Origin of the sequence: Mucilaginibacter psychrotolerans, from assembly GCF_004519315.1 — a bacterium.
GTDB lineage: Bacteria > Bacteroidota > Bacteroidia > Sphingobacteriales > Sphingobacteriaceae > Mucilaginibacter > Mucilaginibacter psychrotolerans.
The window spans coordinates 119,464-142,087 of the sequence record NZ_SOZE01000016.1 but is presented as its reverse complement, the minus strand read 5'-3'; the positions used below and the strand labels follow the sequence as shown (position 1 = coordinate 142,087).

22 protein-coding genes are annotated in these 22,624 nt (G+C 44.9%); 7 read left to right on the top strand and 15 right to left on the bottom strand.

The window, feature by feature from the left end; genetic code table 11:
* Together E2R66_RS16295 and E2R66_RS16290 are read left to right on the top strand one after the other, a co-directional pair.
* Positions 1-287 (top strand): transposase (locus E2R66_RS16295; RefSeq protein ID WP_192901986.1); only part of this gene is annotated, 287 nt, incomplete at its 5' end.
* 56 nt (positions 288-343) lie between these two features.
* On the top strand, positions 344-631 hold the full coding sequence (locus E2R66_RS16290) for a hypothetical protein (RefSeq protein ID WP_133232189.1): 288 nt from the start codon (positions 344-346) through the stop codon (positions 629-631).
* Between the two features lie 184 nt (positions 632-815).
* On the opposite strand, the gene E2R66_RS16285 is transcribed toward E2R66_RS16290, so the two are convergent.
* From E2R66_RS16285 to E2R66_RS16275, 3 genes are all read right to left on the bottom strand, one after another.
* Positions 816-1,511, bottom strand: a complete 696-nt coding sequence (locus E2R66_RS16285) for a VIT1/CCC1 transporter family protein (RefSeq protein ID WP_133232191.1) — start codon at positions 1,509-1,511, stop codon at positions 816-818.
* 114 nt (positions 1,512-1,625) lie between these two features.
* On the bottom strand, positions 1,626-2,876 hold the full coding sequence (locus tag E2R66_RS16280) for a sensor histidine kinase (RefSeq protein WP_133232192.1): 1,251 nt from the start codon (positions 2,874-2,876) through the stop codon (positions 1,626-1,628).
* On the bottom strand, positions 2,873-3,550 hold the full coding sequence (locus E2R66_RS16275; protein ID WP_133232194.1) for a response regulator transcription factor: 678 nt from the start codon (positions 3,548-3,550) through the stop codon (positions 2,873-2,875). The genes E2R66_RS16280 and E2R66_RS16275 overlap by 4 nt, the downstream gene beginning before the upstream one ends.
* Positions 3,551-3,734: 184 nt before the next feature.
* On the opposite strand from E2R66_RS16275, the gene E2R66_RS16270 reads away from it, so the two are divergent.
* Positions 3,735-4,409, top strand: a complete 675-nt coding sequence (locus E2R66_RS16270; RefSeq protein WP_133232196.1) for a cytochrome b/b6 domain-containing protein — start codon at positions 3,735-3,737, stop codon at positions 4,407-4,409.
* Positions 4,399-5,178 carry a hypothetical protein gene (locus tag E2R66_RS16265; RefSeq protein WP_240049335.1) on the top strand — a complete coding sequence of 260 codons (780 nt, stop codon included), beginning with the start codon at positions 4,399-4,401 and terminating at the stop codon, positions 5,176-5,178. Before E2R66_RS16270 ends, E2R66_RS16265 begins: the two co-directional genes overlap by 11 nt.
* Positions 5,179-5,211: 33 nt before the next feature.
* On the opposite strand, the gene trxB is transcribed toward E2R66_RS16265, so the two are convergent.
* From trxB to E2R66_RS16210, 11 genes are all read right to left on the bottom strand, one after another.
* Positions 5,212-6,168 (bottom strand): thioredoxin-disulfide reductase, encoded by a 957-nt coding sequence (gene trxB, locus E2R66_RS16260; protein ID WP_133232198.1) that lies wholly within the window; start codon positions 6,166-6,168, stop codon positions 5,212-5,214.
* An 8-nt stretch (positions 6,169-6,176) separates the two neighbouring features.
* Positions 6,177-7,877, bottom strand: a complete 1,701-nt coding sequence (locus E2R66_RS16255) for a protein-disulfide reductase DsbD family protein (RefSeq protein ID WP_133232200.1) — start codon at positions 7,875-7,877, stop codon at positions 6,177-6,179.
* Positions 7,878-7,881: 4 nt separating this feature from the next.
* The gene (locus E2R66_RS16250; protein ID WP_133232202.1) at positions 7,882-8,328 is read right to left on the bottom strand and encodes a protein-disulfide reductase DsbD domain-containing protein; all 447 of its coding nucleotides are present in this window, start codon (positions 8,326-8,328) and stop codon (positions 7,882-7,884) included.
* Between the two features lie 49 nt (positions 8,329-8,377).
* Positions 8,378-9,601 carry a DUF3570 domain-containing protein gene (locus tag E2R66_RS16245; RefSeq protein ID WP_133232204.1) on the bottom strand — a complete coding sequence of 408 codons (1,224 nt, stop codon included), beginning with the start codon at positions 9,599-9,601 and terminating at the stop codon, positions 8,378-8,380.
* Between the two features lie 15 nt (positions 9,602-9,616).
* Positions 9,617-9,844, bottom strand: coding sequence for a DUF4266 domain-containing protein (locus tag E2R66_RS16240; protein ID WP_133232206.1), 228 nt, complete (start codon positions 9,842-9,844; stop codon positions 9,617-9,619).
* A gap of 1 nt (position 9,845) precedes the next feature.
* On the bottom strand, positions 9,846-10,796 hold the full coding sequence (locus E2R66_RS16235; protein WP_133232208.1) for an FAD:protein FMN transferase: 951 nt from the start codon (positions 10,794-10,796) through the stop codon (positions 9,846-9,848).
* On the bottom strand, positions 10,783-11,223 hold the full coding sequence (locus E2R66_RS16230) for a thioredoxin family protein (protein ID WP_133232210.1): 441 nt from the start codon (positions 11,221-11,223) through the stop codon (positions 10,783-10,785). The genes E2R66_RS16235 and E2R66_RS16230 overlap by 14 nt, the downstream gene beginning before the upstream one ends.
* Before the next feature lie 11 nt (positions 11,224-11,234).
* Positions 11,235-11,660: a QcrA and Rieske domain-containing protein gene (locus tag E2R66_RS16225; protein ID WP_133232212.1), complete on the bottom strand. Its 426-nt coding sequence runs from the start codon at positions 11,658-11,660 to the stop codon at positions 11,235-11,237.
* A 337-nt stretch (positions 11,661-11,997) separates the two neighbouring features.
* Complete coding sequence (locus tag E2R66_RS16220; RefSeq protein WP_133232214.1) at positions 11,998-13,188, bottom strand: winged helix-turn-helix domain-containing protein; 1,191 nt, start codon at positions 13,186-13,188, stop codon at positions 11,998-12,000.
* A 166-nt stretch (positions 13,189-13,354) separates the two neighbouring features.
* Positions 13,355-15,634, bottom strand: a complete 2,280-nt coding sequence (locus tag E2R66_RS16215; RefSeq protein ID WP_133232216.1) for a membrane or secreted protein — start codon at positions 15,632-15,634, stop codon at positions 13,355-13,357.
* An 18-nt stretch (positions 15,635-15,652) separates the two neighbouring features.
* On the bottom strand, positions 15,653-16,684 hold the full coding sequence (locus E2R66_RS16210) for a glycoside hydrolase family 53 protein (RefSeq protein WP_204985938.1): 1,032 nt from the start codon (positions 16,682-16,684) through the stop codon (positions 15,653-15,655).
* Positions 16,685-17,115: 431 nt separating this feature from the next.
* Here E2R66_RS16210 and E2R66_RS16205 point away from each other — a divergent pair, with 431 nt between their 5' ends.
* The gene (locus E2R66_RS16205) at positions 17,116-18,306 is read left to right on the top strand and encodes a DUF1624 domain-containing protein (protein ID WP_133232218.1); all 1,191 of its coding nucleotides are present in this window, start codon (positions 17,116-17,118) and stop codon (positions 18,304-18,306) included.
* 30 nt (positions 18,307-18,336) lie between these two features.
* On the opposite strand, the gene E2R66_RS16200 is transcribed toward E2R66_RS16205, so the two are convergent.
* The gene (locus E2R66_RS16200) at positions 18,337-19,599 is read right to left on the bottom strand and encodes a TlpA disulfide reductase family protein (protein WP_133232220.1); all 1,263 of its coding nucleotides are present in this window, start codon (positions 19,597-19,599) and stop codon (positions 18,337-18,339) included.
* Between the two features lie 201 nt (positions 19,600-19,800).
* Between E2R66_RS16200 and E2R66_RS16195 the strand changes: the two genes are divergently transcribed.
* A complete protein-coding gene (locus E2R66_RS16195; protein WP_133232222.1) occupies positions 19,801-20,721 on the top strand; it encodes a family 2A encapsulin nanocompartment shell protein in 921 nt (306 codons plus the stop codon).
* Complete coding sequence (locus E2R66_RS16190) at positions 20,705-22,618, top strand: family 2A encapsulin nanocompartment cargo protein cysteine desulfurase (RefSeq protein ID WP_192901985.1); 1,914 nt, start codon at positions 20,705-20,707, stop codon at positions 22,616-22,618. The genes E2R66_RS16195 and E2R66_RS16190 overlap by 17 nt, the downstream gene beginning before the upstream one ends.
* Positions 22,619-22,624: the final 6 nt, after the last annotated feature.

Sequence of the window (22,624 nt, the reverse complement as noted above, 5' to 3'; positions counted from 1 at the left end):
GGCGCGGTTATTTGCCGTTAGGAAAAGATTGGGCGATAACACAAGAGAAAAGCAACAAAGGGGCCGGCTTTCCGATGCTACATATTCATATCATGAATATCAAGGGCTGGCTAAGAGGCGTGCATCATAAATGCGAGACGCATCGCTTACAGCAATATTTAGATGAATACCATTTCCGTTTTAACAGAAGGGGGCATATGAACTCAATTTTTGATAAACTTATAACCAGAATGACCGAGGCTAAACCCGTAAATTACAAAATGATTAAATGCGAACTAAATACATAATCCTAAAAAATTATATTCGGAACACCGGCTATTGGAGCAACGCAACCCGGGAAATATTGGAAATTGACGACAATATTCAGCCTGGCGCGGATATTTTATTCCAATATTATAAAGAAGGCAAAAACCGGGCCCTAATGAAAACAACAATTTTCGAGGCAATTAATCTTGGTAAGTCTTTCGATGTGCAAGCAGAAATTGTAACCGCCAAAGGAAATTTGAAGCGAGTACGCGTTATAGGCTACTCAGAATTTAAAAATGGTAAATGCGAGAAATTATTTGGTTTATTTCAGGAAATTAGCATTCCCCTCCCCCTTTCAAGTAAGAAGTATTTGTTCCCTGCATGACAAGGGCGGATGGTTTCGAACCGCAAAAAAATATTTTATGGTAAGCGGGTGATACCACAGCAAACTATTCAAACAGCGTTTTGAATGCAGTAAACAAATGTTGACTGTTTAGTTATTGAATTTATCAATCCGGTAAATCCGCCATCTTGCTCTGCGTCTTATAAATTCAGTAAACGGAAAGGTATTATTGCGTTTGTACGCCAAACAAATGCCCCACCAATGCCGACATGCCCATAGCAAAAGTACCCCAAATGCAAATGCGAATGATTGATTTAACCATGCCCGAACCACCCGCCTGGGCGGCCACCGCACCCGAAAAAGCTAAAAATATAATGGAAAAGCCGTATTGATAGAAAATCATTTCCTTAACGGGTGCAAAAAAAGATACCAGCACCGGCAGCGCTCCCCCTATTGTAAAAGCCAATGCCGATGCCAAGGCCGCTGTAAGCGGTTGGGCTTGTGTTATTTCGTTTATACCCAGTTCGTCTCGGGCATGGGCCTCCAGCGCATCATGAGCGGTTAACTGCATGGCAACCTCCATCGCCAGTTGAGGCGTTAAACCCCTTTTTTCATAAATATCTGCCAATTCAGCAAGTTCAGACTCGGGCATTGTTTCAAGTTCCATTTTCTCCCGTTCCAGATCCGATGTTTCTACGTCTGACTGAGAGCTTACCGAAACGTATTCGCCCGCGGCCATTGACAATGCCCCCGCAACCACGCCGGCAATTGCAGCAAGTACAATTGGGTTACGGGTTTGGCTTGCTGCGGCTATCCCAATTGCCAGGCTGGTTGTTGAAAGGATGCCATCATTAGCGCCTAAAACTGCTGCACGCAGCCATCCGCTCCTGTTGATATAGTGTTTTTCTGTTTGGGTTTCCATTATCTGTTTATTAATAAGCCGGTCGTAAAATCCGGCATTCCATATCGTGTGTAAATGCTACAAGCAGGGGCTAACGATAACACTACTGTAAACTGCCTACCCCTCTCGCGTCTATTAAAATTGGACAGAAAAGGCATGGAGATCACCTGTAAACTCATATCGCAAGGCCCAATTATAGGTATTGCAGATATTTTTTACAATAGTTAAGCCAAGCCCGGCACCTTCAGAATTATTCCCTTTTTGAAAGCGATCAAAAATCTTGTCGCCATCAAGCGCGAGTGTCGCGCCAGTATTTTGAAACGTAAGCTGCCCTTCGGTTAAATAAATATTGATTGTACCCCCACTTACGTTGTGCCTTATTGCATTGCTAAACAAATTATTAAGTAAAATATCAATCAGGTACTTACTTACCTTAACCAGCTTACCGGCTGGTTTGCTGTTTATAACGATAGCTTTCGAAGCCGATAATTCCTGAAATTGCCTGATCTTGTCTGCAATGAGTTGGCCCATATCCAATTCCTCGGTTTCTGTTATCAGGTTGTTTTCAATCTTAACCAATAGTAATAATGATTGGTTTAGCCTTGATAATTTACCGGCGGCACTGTAAATATCGTTTATTTGGTCAAACTGTTCCTGCTCCAGCGAGTCGTCCTGTATTAACGTATCTAATTTCGATTTTATAACCGACAGCGGCGTCATCATTTCATGCGACGCGTTCTCGGTAAATTGCTTTAAGTTTTGATAGTCGCTTTTAACACGGTTTGCCATCGATAGCACTGCTGCGTCCAACTCAATAAATTCGGTTACCTGGGTATCTGCCGGCGTAAACTTTTCGGGAGAGGCTAAATCAAACGATTTCAAATTCGCCACCATTTTGTAAAAAGGCCGCCAAAGTCCATTGAGGAAATACTTATTTGCCAAAAACAAAACGCCAAATAATCCGCACATCAACAACAAAGTAATTATCCCGATTATCTGTACCAGGTATTCGGCACTTTCGCTGGAAATGATAATGATAAACTTATAAGATTGCCCTTTAAACGACAATTTTCCCTCCACTGCCCGGCCAGATATATCGCCAATTTTCTTGGGGCTATGATAAACGGTATCGTAAAACCTCGTTGGGATTTGTTGCTGGCTTGTTTTGATGAACTTGGTTTGGTCATCATCAAAATCAACCGGATTAGGTAATTCCTGCCTGGCGTTGATATAACCCAGCAACTCAGACACTTCTTCTGATAGATGATCGTCCAACAGCCTCGCTGCTATATTATTAATGGCAAAAAAATAAATTATAGCGCCAACAAACAATACAGATAGCGTAACCAGGATGCTCACCCGGTTATAATGCGAAGCTAATTTCATCTATCGGTAAATTTATAACCAATGCCATAAACCGATTTCAAATAATCATTGGGGGTGGCATCGAGAATTTTTTTGCGCAGGTTTTTAACATGGGAATATAAAAAATCAAAATTATCGTGCATATCTATCTCATCACCCCATAAATGCTCGGCAATGGCGGTCTTGGCTATAACTTTACCCTTATTGGCGATTAGATATAATAGCATGTCATACTCTTTTCGCGTAAGTACTACTTCGGTACCATTGATGGTAACATTTCGCCCGTCGAGGTCTATCGATATTTCATTAAAAATCAAGCTATTGTTATTATTGCCTGCTTTACGCCTAAACACCGCCAGTATCCTCGATTTTAATTCGGCAAGATGGAAGGGTTTTACCAGATAATCATCCGCACCTATATCCAATCCTTTTATCCTGTCATCTAAAGAGTTTCTTGCAGATATAATGATAACCGCTTCGCTCCTTCGTTCTGCTTTTAAAAACTCCAGCACTTCAAAACCTTCACCATCGGGCAAACCAATATCTAACAGCACAAAATCGTAATTATAGCAAGCCAGTTTAGCCTTTGCACCCGCCAAATCTGTACAGCTTTCACATACGTTATTATCGCCGCTTAAATAGGTAAGCATGTCTTCACGCAACCCTTGCTCATCTTCAACAATAAGTATTTTCACAATATCCTAATCTATAAAAGCCAGTACAAAAACCATAGTTGAATGGATTGGTTGCTAGTTAAACAAATAAACTGAATACAATCTGTATTTAACATACACTTTAACCAAAAATACTTTCGTTGAAGCGTTAATACAGTTTGTCTTCAGATTTGTCATATATTTTTAACCAAGATAAACATACCACATGGCTATTATTGAACCTACCCGGCGTGACGTAGAGCACCCTTCGAAATTTAAAAGATACTCTTCATCGTTACGCCTTTGGCATTGGGTTAACCTGATAGCTATCAGTGGCTCGTTAATAACGGTACTCATCAACTCAACACTTACAGATCGAAAGATTGCCGGTGCATTGATAAAGAGCGAATTGGGAAAGGCGGGTACTGTTGTAACTGACGAACAAGTAAGGCCTGCCGTACATGCCTTAAGCGATAGTGTATGGGGGATACATATCTATTTTGGTTATGTATTGGCAGCCTTATTAGCATTCAGACTGATTTTGGAGTTTTTTCAATTGGCAGACCAAAAATTTATCCGGAAAATAAAAAGCGCTTATTATCAATTTAATACAATTAAAAAAGAGCGTGAAGCAGCAAGACACGAACTAGTGGTTAAGGGCATTTATGGCATATTTTACCTGTTGCTTATTATAATGGTGGTAACCGGTTTATTCCTGGCTTTTGAAGATGCGCTTGCGGCTTACAAATCAATACGGCATTCTGTGAAAGAAGTACATGGGTTTTGCATGTACCTTATTATTGCATTTATTGTGGTACATATTATAGGCGTTTTGCTGGCAGAACGAAAAGATGGCAAAGGGATAGTTTCTGATATGATTAACGGAGGAAGTGAAAATTAATAAGAGCTTTAAAACTTTAAGCATTTTTGCGATTTTGCTATTGGCGGCCACATTATGCCAGGCGCAAGACAACTATGAGATACAGGTGTATGGCTCGCCCACTGTTGAAAAAGGGCGTACCATGCTTGAACTGCATAGCAACTACACAGCCAGTGGCTTTAAAGAGGGCAGCAACGGCGAACTGCCGGATAACCATGTAATCCACGAAACGGTTGAAATCACCCACGGATGGACAACCTGGTTCGAAACCGGATTCTACATTTTCACTTCAGAAGGCAACCAGGGCCGGAGTGCTTATGTGGGCTCTCACATCCGCCCGCGGGTTACAGCCCCCGCAAGCTGGAAACTGCCCGTTGGTTTAAGTTTATCTACCGAATTCGGTTTTCAAAAAAGCACCTTTTCTGCAAATACAAGTTCTTTGGAAATCCGCCCCATCATTGATAAGCAATGGAAAAGATTCTACGTATCAATAAACCCTACGCTGGAGAAAAGCTTTAAAGGCCCCGACGAAAAACTTGGCTTAATCTTTTCGCCCAATGTAAAGGGGAGCTACAATGTTAGCAACGTAGTGGCATTGGGATTAGAGTACTACGGCAGTACAGGACCGTTCTTCCACTACGATGCTTTTCAGCAGCAACAACAACAAGTGTACCTGGCTACCGATTTGGATTTCGACCCTAATTGGGAATTCAATGCAGGCGCAGGATATGGATTCACCAAAGGCACAGACAAAGAAATTTTTAAGATTATTTTAGGTCGGCGGTTTTAAACACCGTGCAGCATTAAGACGATTAAATAATAGTTAAGCAAAAACAACGTGCTGCTTGGCAGCTAGATAGCGTTCGGCATCTATCGCTGCCATACAACCGCTTCCTGCGGCAGTAACTGCCTGTCGGTAAATATGATCTTGCGCATCGCCGCAACAAAACACCCCCTCCACATTTGTTGTGGTTGAGCCTGGGTTGGTTTTGATATACCCCGTCTCGTCCATATGTATGATGCCTCTGAATATATCGGTATTGGGTTTATGACCAATAGCTACAAAAAAACCGGTAATGTTCAGGGTTCGTTCTTCCTGGGTTTGATTATTTGTGACGGTTACGCCCGTTACGCTTTGCCCATCGCCTGAAATTTCTTTAGTTTCGGTATTATAAAGCAGTTCAATATTGGGTGTATTTAATACCCGGTAAGCCATTGCTTTTGAGGCCCTGAATTCGTTGCGCCGCACAATCATATAAACTTTACGGCACAGCTTGGCCAGGTATGTTGCCTCCTCGGCGGCAGTATCGCCCGCGCCAACAATAGCCACATCCTGTCCTTTAAAAAAAAAGCCATCGCATACCGCGCAGGCCGACACGCCAAAGCCGCTATACTTCTGTTCAGACTCCAACCCCAGCCATTTAGCAGATGCGCCGGTTGATATGATCACCGTATCGGCCAATATGATTTTTACATCGTCAACCACAACTTTGTGTGGCAAACTCGAAAAATCTACCGCACTTACATAACCAAACCTGATATCAGCACCCAATCGCTCGGCTTGCTTGCGGAAGTTCTCCATCATTTCGGGGCCTGTAATACCATTTGGATAGCCGGGATAATTTTCCACATCGGTAGTTTGCGTAAGCTGCCCGCCAGGCACCATGCCGGTGTACATTACCGGATTTAGATCTGCGCGGGAAGCATAAATGGCAGCGGTGTACCCAGCCGGCCCCGATCCTATGATGAGGCATTTAACGTGTTCTGTTTCCATAGAAATCCTCTTAATTATTTGCTATTTGAAGCGGCAATGCCCTTATCTAAAAACTTAATATAATCTGCGGCGTCGTAATCGGCGCCTTGCGGTGTTTCTAATACTTCTCCCTTGCTGTTTACCATTACATAAAAAGGTTGCGAGTTGGTATTAAACTTTGATGCCTGGAAATCGCTCCACTTGCCACCAATGGTAGCTATCGTTTTGCCACTGTAGGCAGATGTGAATTGTTCTGCTTTTTCCAGCTCCGTTTTATCATCCACATATAGTTCTGCCATAATAAACTTTGATCGCAAACGCTTTAGAACCTCCGGATTTGTCCATACCGTACTTTCCATTTTACGACAATTAACACAGTTCCAGCCGGTAAAATCAATCAGGACCGGTTTACCTTCTGCTTTTGCAACCTGCAGTGCCTGATCGTAATCATAAAAAGCTTCTAAACCCAGTTTACTGCTAGGTGCCCGTTTAAATATCTCTTCATACTTTTTTTCTCCGGTAAATACCGGGCCTGCATTGGCACCTGCGCCACTGGCTGCATTTAGTTGCGATGAGGTGTACAAATCAAAATCCTGCGTAGAAGATGGCGGTAAAAAGGCACTGATAGATTTCAAAGGTGCTCCCCACATGCCCGGCAACATATAAACCACAAAAGATAACACGACGATTGCGAGAAAGGTGCGCGGTACAGAAACGTGCTGCACATCGCTATCATGCGCAAATTTGATTTTACCCAGGAGGTAGAAACCCATCAGTGCAAAAATCACTATCCACAGCGCCAGGAATATCTCCCTGTCGAACCAGTTCCAATGATAAGCCAGATCTACATTAGACAAAAATTTAAGCGCGAAAGCCAGTTCCAGAAAGCCAAGTACCACCTTAACACTATTTAACCACCCGCCCGATTTTGGCAGTGATTTTAATGCTGATGGGAATAAAGCGAAAAGGGTAAAAGGCAATGCCAGTGCCAGCGAAAAGCCAAACATGCCAATCGCCGGACCAAGGCGCTCGCCTTTCGAGGCCGCTTCTACCAGTAAAGTGCCAATGATTGGCCCCGTACAGCTAAACGACACCACAACCAACGTAGCCGCCATAAAAAACAACCCGGCTACCCCTCCTTTGTCAGAATTTTCATCCAACTTATTGGCTAGCGAATTAGGCAATGTAATTTCAAACGCGCCCAAAAACGATATGCCAAATACGATAAGCAGCAGGAAGAAAAAGAAATTAAACACACCGTTGGTAGAAAGGGCGTTCAACGCATCAGAACCAAAAAGCAACGTTATTACCAGCCCCAGCAGCACATAAATAACAATGATGGATAACCCGTATAAAGATGCTTGCCCTGTTGCCCTTGCCCTGCTATGCGCTTGCTTAGTAAAAAAACTTACCGTTAAAGGCAACATGGGGAAAATACACGGCATTAATAAAGCCGCAAAACCGCCCAGGAAACCGGCAATAAATATTTGCCACAAGGTTTTGTGCGCAGCTGGCTTCATTACAATTTGGGTTACTTGGGCGGGCTGTGCCGCAGTAGCTTTTTTTCTGGCTGCTGCAATGCTATCTGCCGGGCTTGTGATATCGGTAAATTTTAAATCGCTAGCCTGTGCCGAATCGTTAGCATTTTTGGCTTGTGCAGAGGCCGGTAAAGCAAGGGTACCCAAGGCAATTGCAACAAACATGGCAATTGCTAATACAAAATGTAGTTTTTTCATGGCTTTATTTCACCGGGATTACAAAATCAACATCCTCGGGCGGCAGGCATTTCTTGTCGTTACAGGCCATGTATTCCAGCGTCCCTTTTACTGTAACGGTCGCCGTTTTCAGTTTTATTTTCTGCTGAAAAATAACCGTATTTTCAAAGTAGCTCACATTCATCCCGAATGATTTTTCGAAATGGGTAATCGGGGTGGGCTCTGTAGCGTTACCCAGCAATTTATAGCCGGGCATGGCTTTAAACGTAAAGCCTGTTTTTACCGGCCCGCCATCCTTTGAGTTTAAAGAATACACGTGCCAGCCTTTATTTATTGTGGCTTTGAAATATACCACAGCCTCATTAGCATTGATCTTTTTGGCCGCGTAACTCCATTTAACCGGCTTTTCTATCTGCCCGAACGCGCTTATTTTAATGATGACCAAGGTCACCAAGATACATAACTTTCTCATCTCATAATATTTATAAGTAAAAAACTGAACCAGTAAGAATTGTAGCCCGCTATTTAAATTTCAGCGCAAGCGTTACAATGTTGGAGTTTAGCCCGGTAGAGCGCATGTAATGCCCTGCCCTCAATTCCAACGAAGTGAAATGCTCGGAACCAAACACGCCTTTTGGTGGCGACAACCTGATGTTGGCACCTACGAAGTTGCTGTGCAGGCTCGATAAGTCGTAATCACTGGTATAAAAGGTTGCCGATGGGTCATGCTGGCCATAAGGCGCAAAATAACGTGTGCCGGTTTGCGTGTTATACCTGTAAAAAGGGCTAACCGATACAAAAGAAGTAAGCTTTACCGGGATCTCTATTTCGGCGGTATGCGCCCTTATACCCCAGTTATCCATGTAGTACCTGTAAAAAGTACGGATGATAAAGTGATCATCTAAAAAGTAGTTGAACCTTAAGCCGATGGGTAGTTTGTAGCGGCTATCAGGCAGGTTTTCTACCCTTACCGATCCATCCGTGAAATAATCGCGCTGGTATTTGGTTGCAAGCAAACCGTGCTGGTAAGAAGGTTCAACAATTAGAGCCATCTGCAAGCGCTGGGTTAATACCTGCGATAAGGAAAACGAGGTACTAAACGAATTTCGGGGCTTGTAGTCAACCGGACGATTATCGTCCTTTTCAGATCCGGAACCATACCCTGCGGGTCGAAGCTCTACCGGCAAAATCACCTTCCACTTATCTAAAAACACCTGCGCCTTAAAATCGAACTGGGTGTTTTTATCTTTTGATACGCGGGTAATGTTGATACCGCCACCGAATGACTGGTAGTCAAATTCTCTCGAATAGGAGCCAGTTATGCCGAATGCATTACCTGTTTTATCGTTAGATACGGTCCAGTTAAGCGAGGGGTAAATACGCACATCCTGCCTTGATGCAGAAGAGACGCTGTTTGGATCGATTTTATCTGAAGATGCCGAAGTGTAATGGTCAACACCTAATTCGAAATTGAAGGTATGTTTTAAACCCATTTTACTGTATTTCGACATTTGCAGATCAAACGTATTCGCAAAATCGGTCAGTTTTTCGGTGCCAATACCACCGGTAACTGCTGAATTATTGCCATCCTGATGATAGTATGCCGAAACAAAATTGATCTCATCTATTTTAAGCTTACGCGATTCGTAATTGGTAGAATCTTTAACCGGCTGTGGTTTAGTTTGCGCGTGCGACGCAAGTATGCCAAGGTACATGGCCAATACACCTAAATATATTTTTCTCATTTGATGCTTTAGGTTTTAGTTACAGCCACAGCCACCGCCACTTTTACCACCATTGGCACCTGAGCCACCTTCGCGGTAAAGCTGGAAACTTTGTTCAAACTTTTGTGATTTCCTGGCAGTAAGATCCATCTCGCTATCGTTAAGACGGTTTTTTTGATACGGCTTTACCGAAACACAGGACGAAAGGCTATACATTGCCAACAGGCAAAGCACAGTTATTAATCGTAGGGGTTGTTTTAGCATTTTATTTGATATTGATATTTTTAGAAGTATAGAGTTTGTTGTCATCGGTTATCACCACGCAGGCTACGTTTTGTAATTGATTGATCAAATCGAGCCCTACATAGGCACCCATAACTGTAACAGGTGTAGCCATGGCATCGGCAAATTCGGCGCTGGGGCTTATAATGCTCACGCTTTTTATACCGCTTACCGGCAGGCCGGTTTTCGGGTCGATGGTGTGCGAATATTTTTTACCGCCGATAACTACGTACTTAGCATAGTTACCCGATGTAGCAATGGCCATGTTGCTGATATTTAAGGTGGAGAACGGCGTTGCGTCCTGGTCGGGGTCGGCAATGGCAATTGTCCAGGGCTTTCCATTGGGTTGTGTACCCCAGGTAGTCAGATCGCCCGCTGCATTCACAATACCGCTCTTAACGCCATTTTGCTGTAAAACAACTTTTGCTTTATCGGCGGCGTATCCTTTACCTATACCACCAAAACCAATGCGCATGCCGGCTTCTTTTAAAAAAACAGTGGATTGCTCGCCGTCCAGTATCACATTTCTATAGTTAATAAGCCTTACAGAAGCCTTTGCAGTTGCAGCATCGGGCAAGGTCTTCATATTCAGATCGAAATTCCAGAGGCTTTTATCAATGGAGCCGTAAGTAATATCAAACGCGCCTTGCGTAAGCTCTGATATTTTAAGCGAGCGCGCAATCAAATCAAAAACCTCGCGGTCAACCTTTACCGGGGCAATACCTGCGGCAGCATTTATCTGGTTGGTTTGGCTATCGGCGCTAAAGGTGGTCAGCAGTTTTTCTATCCGCTGTATTTCTGCAACGGCCATGTCTATGCGCTCTTCGGCCCAGTTTACATCTTCGGCCACAACGCTTATCTCAAAGCGGTTGCCCATTAGCTTAAGTACCCGCTTATGGGCTTTTTCGACGTTTAAAGTCTCAGTGGCCCGCATTGGTTGATTCGCTTATTTGCGCAACAAACTTCTCGGGCGACACACCAGGGAAACCTTCCCATTTTTTGATTACTTTTCCATTTTCATCAACCAGCAACGTAAGCGGGAATTCACCATCAGGGTTGTATTTATCTGCTAAGGCTTCGTTCCTTTTTACCTGGTCTTTAGGTAACTGGTTTTTCTTTTGACGGGGGAAGTCTGCCCGAACTAATACCAAATGATCTGAGGCGTAGTCCTCAAAAGCTTTGGTTTCTAATATCTCTTTGCGGGTGCGGATACAGGGGCCGCACCAGTCGCTGCCCGAAAAATTGATAACGATAAGTTTATGCGTTTTTTGTGCTTCTTTTTGCGCTTCGTTAAAATCGCCCGACCAGTTGATCACCGGTGTTGTAAAGGCAAATAAAAACAGAACAAGTAGGTGTTTCATGATTTTTAATTTTAAGAGTATATCCTTAACGATGTTCCGGCAAGTGTAGTATTATAAACGGCTAACGACCTGCTGGTTGGCCCGCCGGTCACTGCGCCTTTTTCGGTAAAGGTAGCGCCATGGTTGTTACAATAAAACCGCTTGCTGCCCCCCTGATACACCAGGGGGTAATTTTCATGCGTACATGACTCCTGTACTGCAATATACGCGCCAGAAGAAGTGCGCGCCACTAAAATGCCATGCGATATTAAATAACCACCGTTGCTTGTTAAGGCTGCATTAGCAGATGCAGTCAGATCCAGTGTAAAATCAACACCAGTGGGTGCCGATGTAGAACTGTTTGTAGCATTTGAGCCTTTGCCACATCCAAAACAACTCATCACGGCCAGCGACGCAGCGCCTAACCCCATTGATGAAAGGAATTCTTTTCTGTCCATTTTTTATTAACGTTTATTGTCGTATCTAAAATTATAACCGGTATCGAAGTGTTACCTGAGTGTGTCGGCAAAAAATTGAATTGTATCGACAAAACAACCTATCGTACTGATTGACAACAATAGTAGCAGGCAAATCTGTAGACAGTATGAAAACTAAATGTTTTAACATATTTTTAACAAAACGATATTACAAAAAAGGATTAACAGACAGACCAACGCCTTGACTCGATATATTAGAATAGTGTGTTGCTTACCCGGACTAATGGATTACGATCTTTGTTGCAGCTACCTGAGGAACCCTAAAGCGCTGAGGAAGATAGATTCAAAGAAATCAGCGTCATGATAAACTCGTTTTCAAAGCATTAAGTTGCGCATCAATATTTGATTTGGTGAATACAATATCCCGGCATTGGTTAAATTGCACAAAGGCTTTAAGCACCTCCGTAATTTTATCAATCATGGTTTCGGTAATATCTACCGGTTCGAAGTGCAGATTGTGCACAATCAGTAGTTTTTGCTTCCGGTCGGCTTTTGCATCCATGCGGGCAACGAATGTGTCGCCTACCAACACCGGCAGAGAGAAATAGCCGTACTTTCGCTTCGCAGCGGGCACAAAGCATTCTACCTGGTAATCAAAATCAAAAAAGTCTTTCAGGCGGTGCCTGAACACATTCAATATATCAAATGGCGACAGGATAAATGCATCGCCAGCTATTTCGACCTCCGTATTTTGATTGGGCAACATATACAACTGGGCGCTCTTCAATCCCTCTACCATGACAGTCCGAACCTCTCCTTCGGTTACCATCTTTGCCAGTTCCTGTTTCACCAAATTGCCTTTAACGTAACGGGCGCGCCAGGCCATTTCTTTTGCGTAAGCAATACCCAGTGCCCCCAACGTACGCCTGATCACAAAACGGGCGTATTCTTCTGCGGTTGGAACCTGCAAATCCGTATCGGCAGGCAACAGGTTTAAGGGCAAGTCGTAAAGTTTGTGGAATTTTTTATCACGGGTTATCATCAGTTCACCACTGAGGTACAACCTTTCAAGCGCAACCTTTGCGGGCCGCCAATCCCACCAACCAGAACTGGCCTCTAGCCGGTCGTTTTCAAAATCTCCAACCATCAGGGGGCCTTCCCGTTCGATACGGTCGAGCACCTGTTTCATCAGGCTAATTTCGGGCTTGGTAAGTGGGTTCCGTTGGGCAAACGCCTGTTTTACCGGCAGCGAAAAACGGAAATCCTCCATTGGGATGTATCCCGCATCAGAGGTAAAATACTCAAAAAGCCGGCCTTCTTCTGTAAGTTCCGCCAGCCAACGGTTTTCATAATCCGGTATCCGTGCAGCCATCACGTGATGATGCGCCCGCTCCACGACGTAATTGGTATCCAGTTGCACAAAACCCAGTTGAACTATCAGGCGATAAACAGCTTCTATACCTGTACCGAACTGGCCCCGCCGCGCAAGCCCGGCAGCTTGAAGAATAATATTTCGCGCCTGTGATTTGGAAAGTAATATTGGTTCCACAAGAGCAAAATAAGTAATTATTTGCTAACGCGTAAGCGCGACTATTTATCTTGATATTATTATTGTAACCAGCTGGTATTTTCCTGAGCGAAAGATTTAGCAGGGGTCAAAACGTACCAAAACATCCTAAAATGCCGTATGATATGAAATTCAAGAAAGTGGTTTTTTAGTCGGTGGTTTCCAGGCGTACTTCGCCCAACTGGACTGAGAATTTATGTTGGATTTGCCCGGGGATAAGCACCTGTAATTTTTCTACTTTGTTGATTATGAAGGCAGCATTACCCGGCGATTTAAAGCTGAATGCCTGGAAGCCAGGATATGGGCGCGGCAGCAATATCATTTCGTCTTTCTTAAGGGAAGTGATAGGGATACGGATTTCTTTAAACTGTTTATTTAGGTTTACCGAGGCGCTATAGGCATTGGCATCTTCATCTATCAAAATAATCTTGATGGCCATAGCCGTATCGGCACTTGCGTTGATAACGATGGATTTGAACCCGGAAAGTTGAGCCTTGTTGGCCAACAGCACCGGCTTGATGTAGGCTTCCATTCCCCCTGCTTTGGTGCCGAATAAGTGCTGCAGATTAAGCAGCAACTGCCCCTGTTGCCCGGTGATGTAATCATAGTTGTCGCTTTTCCATTCGGGCGAGTAAATGGTTGCCGTTTGGCGGTTGGAGGCAGGCTGGTATATCAGCAGGCTACCACTTTGTGTTGATGGCGTCACCAGAGTAGACGTCATAACTACAGCGGTTGCCTTTCTCCCGTTTGGTGCAGGTGCATAAAATTCATTCATAAGCATGTATCCAACCTTAGTATTTGCGGTTATCGCAGGTATAATGCCACCCTTTTTACTTAACAGGTAAACGCCCGGCCTTACGATGATACGATTGCCTTTCGCGACTAAAGATGCTCTCTTTTGGTTTACCTGTTTTATACTGAAGTCCCCACCCAAATCTGCTAAGCTAATCCGCATCTCCCTGGCGCTATAAACGATTGCGGTTACGGGTTTATCCAAAGATGTCCGCTCGAACGGATCGCTTATTTTCACAGCATCGGGCATTACCTCTAAACGCCAAACACCTGCGGCAACCTTGTCTAAGAAATAAGCACCGCTGCCTGCATATTTTACCAGGGGCGATGAACCCACGCCTGCGATATGTTGCAGGGATTTGGCCTGAACCGGCACTGACGAGGTGCTATTGGAGTAGTAAAACTCCGCAGGCGCATTCATTTCGCTTAACTGCTGTTTGTAACTTACACGAAAGGCGCCAAAAGTGGTATCTGCCGGATAGCTGCCAAATGATTTATAAACAGGCACTTGCTTAAAAACCTTGCCGGCAATAAGCAGGCTGATCGCTTTGGAGGGCGTATAAGCCAAATTGAGGTAATGGGTTTGATATTCGGTGTTGGCATAAGCGGTTGCCATAGGGTCATACGCAAACTGCGTGGCCCATTGGAAACCTGCTGTTTTAAAACTGCGCGCCATAGCCGGATACATATAAGGCTGCAATACATCACCCGATTCAAATTCGTAAACCATGCGCGGTTTATTCTTAAAAGCCGGTATCGTATCGAATGGGATATTGTAATGATCTACCTGCGGCAGCAGGTTACCCAATTGCTCGCGGCCCGATACCAGGCCTGTTGGATACCACTGGAAACTGAAACCGTTTGCTGTCGACGCTGCAACCGCATCGGCATACCAGGGCGATTCGCTGATGTTGTAGAACACGGGTTTAGTCCAACCCGTACTTTTGATAGCGGCCATAATACGGTTGATATAGTTGGTAGTCAGCGCTTTTGGCCCGCTGTGGTGGGGTTCGTTGTTTATTTCGGTAGCAATAATAAACCGGTCCTGCCCATAAGTCTTTTTAGTATAAGGGTTTACGTGCTTAAAAAACTGCGTCAAATAACGCTCCTGTGCCTCAAATGCCTTCGGATCTACCAGGGCTTTTTCCTTGCCGTAAACATCCGAGAAACTGCCGGTGTGCTCGTCCTTGTCAGGGTAGCCGTTTCCCCAAAAAGCAATGGGCGTGATAATAGTGCGGATACCCCGCTCCTCCAGTTTAAAAAGCAGGTAATCAAACAAGCGTAAATGCTCGTTTTCCTTCAAATTTCCTTGAAAATCGGAGATTTCTGTATCCCAAACATGCACACGGAAAGCGGTTACACCCAGCCGCGCCAAATGGTACACATCGGCATCTATGGCCTTCTCCAGATCAACGCTCAGCTTCTTATGCGAGCGGTATCCATACGCAAACGGCACCGTATAATTCACGCCAAAAAAGCTGGCCTCGCTATCGTCCTTTTGCAAACGGATGATACCTTTGGCATCAATGTAGATTTCGTTGGCTTTGCTTTTGGGTACGCCTGTTTGCGCGCGACCGGTATTGGCCACGCCAAACAGGTAAAAGCAGGTGAGTATGATTATGGCCTTAAATTTCATCTATCGAAAACAGCGTTATTACTTTATTAAAAATGCATCCATCGCAATAGTGGGTTTACCACTGGCATCAAAAGCGCCCAACTGGTAACCCTGCCAGCCGTTATAGGCTTCGGGTTCCCAATAAAAAACGCCAAGGCCTTTACCGTTTGGCAAGCTATTGTTTTTGGTGATGATATCCGTGATGAACGATTTCGCAGCCGCAGCTTCGGCAACGGGCATGCCCACTTCGGCCAGCATTACCTCTTTACCGTAGCGCGTAACCATATCGTTCATATTGGTTAAGCACTGGTCATTCAACGATTGCCAGTTAGCTGCCGTTGGGTAAAGCGACATGCCAATAACATCCCAATTAGCACCATTGGCCTTCAATCCATCAAATATAAAACGGAAGAGCGCATTATCGTACCCGTTAGAAACATGCACGATTACTTTGCTGGTAGGACTTACGCTTTTTACGGCAGCATACCCGGCCTGTACCAAATCGGCAAAGTTTTTCATGTTTACCGATGCCTTGCCTTCTTCCCAAAGCATGCCGTTATTGGTTTCGTTGCCTACCTGCACCCACTCCGGGGTGATGCCTTTGTCCTTTAGCGCAGTCATTACACCAATTGTGTAGCTGCTTACCGACGCTTTCAGCGCATTAATGTCCTGCCCTGCCCATGCAGCGGGTTTTGCCTGTTGACCAGGGTCGGCCCAGGTATCGCTGTAATGCAGATCGAGCAGGATACGGAAACCCGCATTCTTCGCACGGAGCGCTTTCGCTACCACATCACCCGTATTGCTCCAGCCGTCGGCAGGGTTTACCCATGCCCTGAGGCGAATGGAATTGATGCCCTTATCCTTCAAAATCTGAAACAAGTCCTGCTCGGTACCTGCGCTATTATAAAATTTGATGCTGCCGACTTCCATCTGGCTCACCCAGCTTACATCCGCGCCTTTTGCGTAGGTGGCTGCAAGCAGCGTATCCGGAGTTGCGGGCGCGGTGATATCTTTACCGCAGCCCATTAAAAGCGAGGCTACAGCGACAATTACTATTGATAGTTTCTTCATTACTTGGTTTTTGGTAAGCGAAATTACGCGGTTTTGAAATATCTAATACAATCGTGTATCTTTCATCCACCAACACTACAGTATCAGCACCATTCAGTTTCAGGAGACCATTTGCAGATGCATTATTGCCACAATTAACCTCTCATCTGTCATTCACACGGGATTTTATTTTCCTTTCCGCCAACAAAGTTAGTGGTTATCTTCCACTCAGGAGTGGCAGAACTGAAAGTCATGTCGGTATTCCCACTCCCATCTGGATCATTCCAATTATTATTTCTGGCCTACATAAATAGTCCAACGGATATGTAATTTTATGTCTACATAGCAGGAAAAATAACCAGGCCTGCCGGGTGTCGCAGAGCCGTTTATTGCCTCGCCCGTGAATTGGCAGCTAAGTAATCAACGGCATTATTAAGTTCAACCAAACACCAATGACCACAATTTTAAATTTAAGAAACCGGATAACCTCCATCGATTTCCTGCGCGGTACGATCATGATCATCATGGCGCTTGACCATGTGCGCGATTACCTGTATTCAGGCTCCTTCCTTTTCGACCCGCTGGATCTTACAAAAACAAACGGCATCTTATTCTTCACCCGTTGGATCACCCATTTCTGTGCGCCAATATTTATGCTGTTGGCCGGGACCTCAGCATACCTCATTGGGCAACGGAAGACTAAAAAGGAACTATCCATATTCCTGGTGAAGCGAGGCATTTGGTTGGTATTTCTTGAACTGATTGTGGTTAACCTGGGCTGGAATTTCAACCTCACCTTCCCCATGTTCTTTTTTATTACTATTTGGGCTCTTGGTATAAGCATGGTTATCCTGGCAGGGGTTATTCATTTGCCTGTAAAAGCTATCCTGATTGGTAGTGTTTTGATCATAGCGGGGCACAATCTGCTCGATGGGGTCCATGTAGAAGGCAATTCTCTGCCGGCATTTGGCTGGTCGCTCATCCACGATCAAAGGGTTTTTACCTGGCATAACGAACTTTTTTTGGTTGGCTACCCCATAGTACCGCTCATGGCTGTTATGCCTTTGGGGTATTGCCTGGGCACCTGGTTTGCTACCGGGTATGATAGTACCAAAAGGCAAAGGAATTTATTACTGGCCGGTGGGTTATGTATTGCTGTGTTTGTGGCCTTGCGTTACGCCAATGTGTACGGCGACCCAGCAAAATGGTCGGTACAAAAAAATGCATTTTTCACCTTCCTGTCGTTCATCAACATCAGCAAGTATCCGCCATCTCTTTTATACCTGCTGGTAACCTTAGGTGCGGCATTCCTGTTCCTGTCGTTTACCGAACGGTTGAAAGGTAGCGTTGTAAACGTCATTTCTGTTTATGGCAGGGTACCGATGTTCTATTATCTCATTCATATCTATATCATCCATACCATCGCCCTGGTAGCCTCGGCACTTACCGCAGGCCAGGACTGGAAAATATGGGTACTAACCAAACCCATATGGTTCACACGGGATTTGGCTGGCTACGGCTTTTCTTTGCCCGTTGCTTACCTGGTTTGGTTGGGCATAGTGGTTGCCCTATATCCTTTCTGTAAACGTTACGATGCTTATAAGCAAGCGCACAAAGAAAAATGGTGGCTGAGTTATTTGTAAACTTAGCCACCACTACACAAGAACCGTATTTTAGATTGCGCTTTGGTTGGTCAGTTTAGTCACTTCCTCGTTAAATTCTTTAATAAACTGCGTATAATATTTACCCGTGGCCGGGCCGGTAAAACCGGTATAAATTTTATCAACGTTCCCTTTTTTGTCTATAAACAATATTGTTGGGAAAGACAGGAAAGTGTTTAGCGCAGGAAACGATTCCGCTACAGCTTTTTTGTCTGCAATGCCACCGAATACCTCGGTATAAGTAATACCAAAACGTTTCCTGAAATTCTCCAATGCATTTTTGACATAAGCAGGATCAGCATTGCGTTCAAACTGTACGCCTACTACCTCCACCCCTCGGTCTTTGTTCTTTTTATACCAGTGAGCCATAAATGTAGCTTCATCCATACAATTTGGGCACCATGTACCACCTATGGTGATGATAACTACTTTGTTTTTAAACTTATCGTCTTTCAGGGATATTTTGTTCCCGTCAGCATCAGGCAAGGTAAAATCTAAGCTGGCGTAGCCATCTTTAAGATAGGTGAGTTTATATGGATCTGGCAGGGCTGCAGCAGCATTTTTCTTAGCGGTAAAAGGCTGGCCATTTGCGTTGCCACTAAAATTACCGGCAGAATCTATTGTGCCTGTGTAATATGAAGCCCCGCCGCCAATAAAAGCCGATAACTTAAATTGGTTGCCTTGCACAACCCCTTCCAGGAACCGGGAATCGCCGGTAATGCTCATGAAGGTGGCGTTGAGCTTACTTCCGTTTTGCTTAAAGAGGCCAACTTTTTTTTCTTCGGTGCCGTTACGCGATTTGAATACGACATCATAAGTGCCTGAAATATCGGCAACCGGCTTTTCGCCATTATCGGCAAAGCGGTAAGTTTCGCCGAAAACAGCATCCACACGGGTGGTTATACCAGTGTGATCCTTTTTGCGTAACACGCCGCTAAGGTTTTTGCTACCAGCCTTAAGCGCGAGTTCGTTATCGAATTGGTCGAAAGCAATTAAAATTGAATCGCCCTTTGACACGATTCCCCCTGTTTCAAAACGTTCGCCGCCATTAAGCAGGTAAATCTTAGCAGTTGCAGCGCTTTTACCTTTCAACTCAAAGTTAAAAGGCACATCGGTACCATCCGGCCGATGAAACACGCCCCGCCATTTACCTTCGGGAATAAAATTTTGAGCAAAAGCCGTGGTGGTTAACCCGCCTAAACCCAGAGCAAGGCAGGTAAGTCTCCTTAAATATTTCTTTGTTATTGAAGTAGAATCGGTATTCATCTGGTGCATTGTTGTTTTTATACGATGTTATATTTTATCAAAATCTGCAATTTCTTTTGAGTAGAAATCTCATCAAGAAGAAAATTTGAAACAAACATAGATAAAAATATTTTTTTAAACTATAAAATCTATAGACTTTATATATTATAATTGCACAGGCAGTCATCTGCTCCTAATAGTTCGTAACTTATTTAAATCCGGATATCAAACATGGCAGAACCAAAACACCAACAAACCGCACTTGGCGACGTAGCCGCCAGGCAACTGGCCGTAGCAACGCGCACAGTCCCCCAACTCTCCATCATTACGCCACGCTGGCTTACTCATTTATTAAATTGGGTACCGGTTGAATCGGGCGTTTATCGCTTAAACAAAGTGGTTGATGCTAACAATGTTGAAGTAGATTGCTCTAACCGCGATGAGCGTGAACTCCCTTCTACTTATGTTGATTATGAAGAGAATCCGCGCGAGTACAACCTAAGCGCGGTAAATACCGTTTTAGATGTACATACACGCGTATCAGACCTTTACAGCAAGCCCTATAATCAAATAAGTGAGCAGTTAAGGCTAACTATCGAGATTGTTAAAGAGCGCCAGGAAAGCGAGCTAATTAACAATGCCGAATATGGCTTGCTAAGCAGTGTGGCTGCATCGCAAAAAATCAAAACCAGGATTGGACCGCCAACGCCCGACGATCTGGATGAACTGATAACCAAAGTTTGGAAAGAGCCAGGGTTCTTTTTGCTGCATCCCTTAGCTATTGCAGCTTTTGGCCGCGAATGTACACGCAGAGGCGTACCGCCGCCCACCGTTTCGCTTTTTGGTTCGCAATTTATTACCTGGAGGGGCATACCGCTTATCCCTTCGGATAAGTTGCCCATCGTAAACAATAAATCAAAAATCATATTGCTGCGTACCGGCGAAAGCCGCCAGGGTGTGGTAGGCCTTTTTCAACCCGGATTACCCGGCGAGCAGTCGCCCGGCCTATCGGTACGTTTTATGGGAATCAACAATAAAGCCATAGCCTCTTATTTAGTTTCCCTTTATTGCTCGTTGGCCGTTTTGGTTGATGATGCTATAGCAGTTTTGGAAGACGTTGATTTAGGTAACTACCATGAGTACAAATACTAATCAAGACAATTTACCCGGAGTGGAAGAATTGGAGCAACTGGCCAACCAGTTTTTCAAATCGGGCCCGGGTACATTTGCGAACCAATTACCTGCAAAGCCAGCGCCAACTGCGCCATCGGCTGCTAATCTACCGCAATTCAGTTCTGTACCCGATGCAGGGACAGTGGGTGGCGTAGCAGGTCATGTTCCGCAGCAACTGTCACCGCCGGCTTCGGCCTCGGGCGGCGGTGTTTCGCCGTCGGCAATTAACCAGGGTAATGCTGTCAATCTGCAAAACCCGCAAACCGGTTTTGCCCATCCGGGCTTAAGCGGACCGGAACAACCTACGGCACCAATTGAGAGGGGGCTGCCCTTCGCACCTGATTTTAACTATACATCCTATCTGCAAAAACCAGATCTTGGGTCGGTTGCCACTTCAAATTTGGATTTGGGCCTTAAGCCATCCTACAATTTACCGCAGCACCTCATCCAACTCCCCTATCAGCAAGACCAAAGTTTTGATGTTGAATTAAGGGAGTTATTGGGAGGGATAAAATCGTCGGGGGTATCAAGGGCCTTGCCAATAGATAAGACGCCATTGGCCATAGAAAACCCTTTTTATTTTCTATCACCAGGCTATGGGTTGCCGCAATTTAAACCACAGCAGCAACAAAGCCCCAACGTTGGCGTAAGCAGCTTCGGTAACCCGCCTTTCGATGTAAACCTGGTTAGGAATGATTTTCCTATACTACAGGAAAGGGTAAACGGAAAGCAATTGGTATGGCTGGATAACGCGGCAACCACTCAAAAACCCAGGCAGGTAATAGACCGTATCAGCTACTTTTACGAACACGAAAACTCCAACATCCACCGCGCAGCGCACGAACTGGCGGCAAGGGCTACAGATGCTTACGAAGGGGCGCGAAAAAAGGTGCAGACATTTTTAAACGCAGCCTCTGTAAATGAGATCATATTTGTGCGTGGTGCCACCGAGGCTATAAACCTGGTGGCCAAAAGCTGGGGAGAACAAAACCTCGTTGCCGGCGACGAGATCATCGTAAGCCACCTGGAACACCATGCCAACATTGTGCCCTGGCAGCAGCTTGCCGGTAAAAGAGGTTTAAAAATTAAGGTTATCCCGGTTGATGATGATGGACAGGTATTGATAGACGAATACCTGAAGTTGTTGGGGCCCAGAACAAAGCTTGTTTCCTTCACCCAGGTATCAAACGCTTTGGGTACCGTTACGCCCGCCGCGCAAATCGTGCAGCTGGCACATCTGGCCGGCGCTAAAGTACTGGTTGACGGGGCACAGTCGGTATCGCATATGCCGGTTGATGTGCAGGCCTTGAACGCCGATTGGTTCGTTTTCTCGGGCCACAAAGTTTTTGGGCCAACAGGTATAGGCGTGCTTTACGGTAAAGAAGAGCTATTGAACCAAACCCAGCCATGGCAGGGCGGCGGTAACATGATCAAAGATGTAACGTTTGAGCATACCCAATACCATGATGCACCTAGCCGTTTTGAAGCTGGCACGGGTAACATTGCCGATGCAGTTGGCCTTGGCGCAGCTATTGATTACGTAACCCGCCTGGGTATGCCCGCAATTGCCCAGTACGAGCATTACCTGTTGGTATATGCTACCAGCCTGTTAAAAGAGGTAAAGGGGATTCGATTAATAGGCACAGCCCATGATAAAGCAAGCGTATTATCATTTGTACTGGAAGGCTTCAAAACCGAGGAGGTTGGTGCCGCATTAAATAAAGAAGGCATCGCCGTACGATCGGGCCATCATTGTGCCCAGCCAATTTTAAGGCGTTTTGGCATAGAAGCCACCGTAAGGCCATCGCTAGCTTTTTACAATACCTGTGCGGAGATTGACCTGTTGGTAGCTACCCTACACAAGCTTAAGCGCTAAATACAA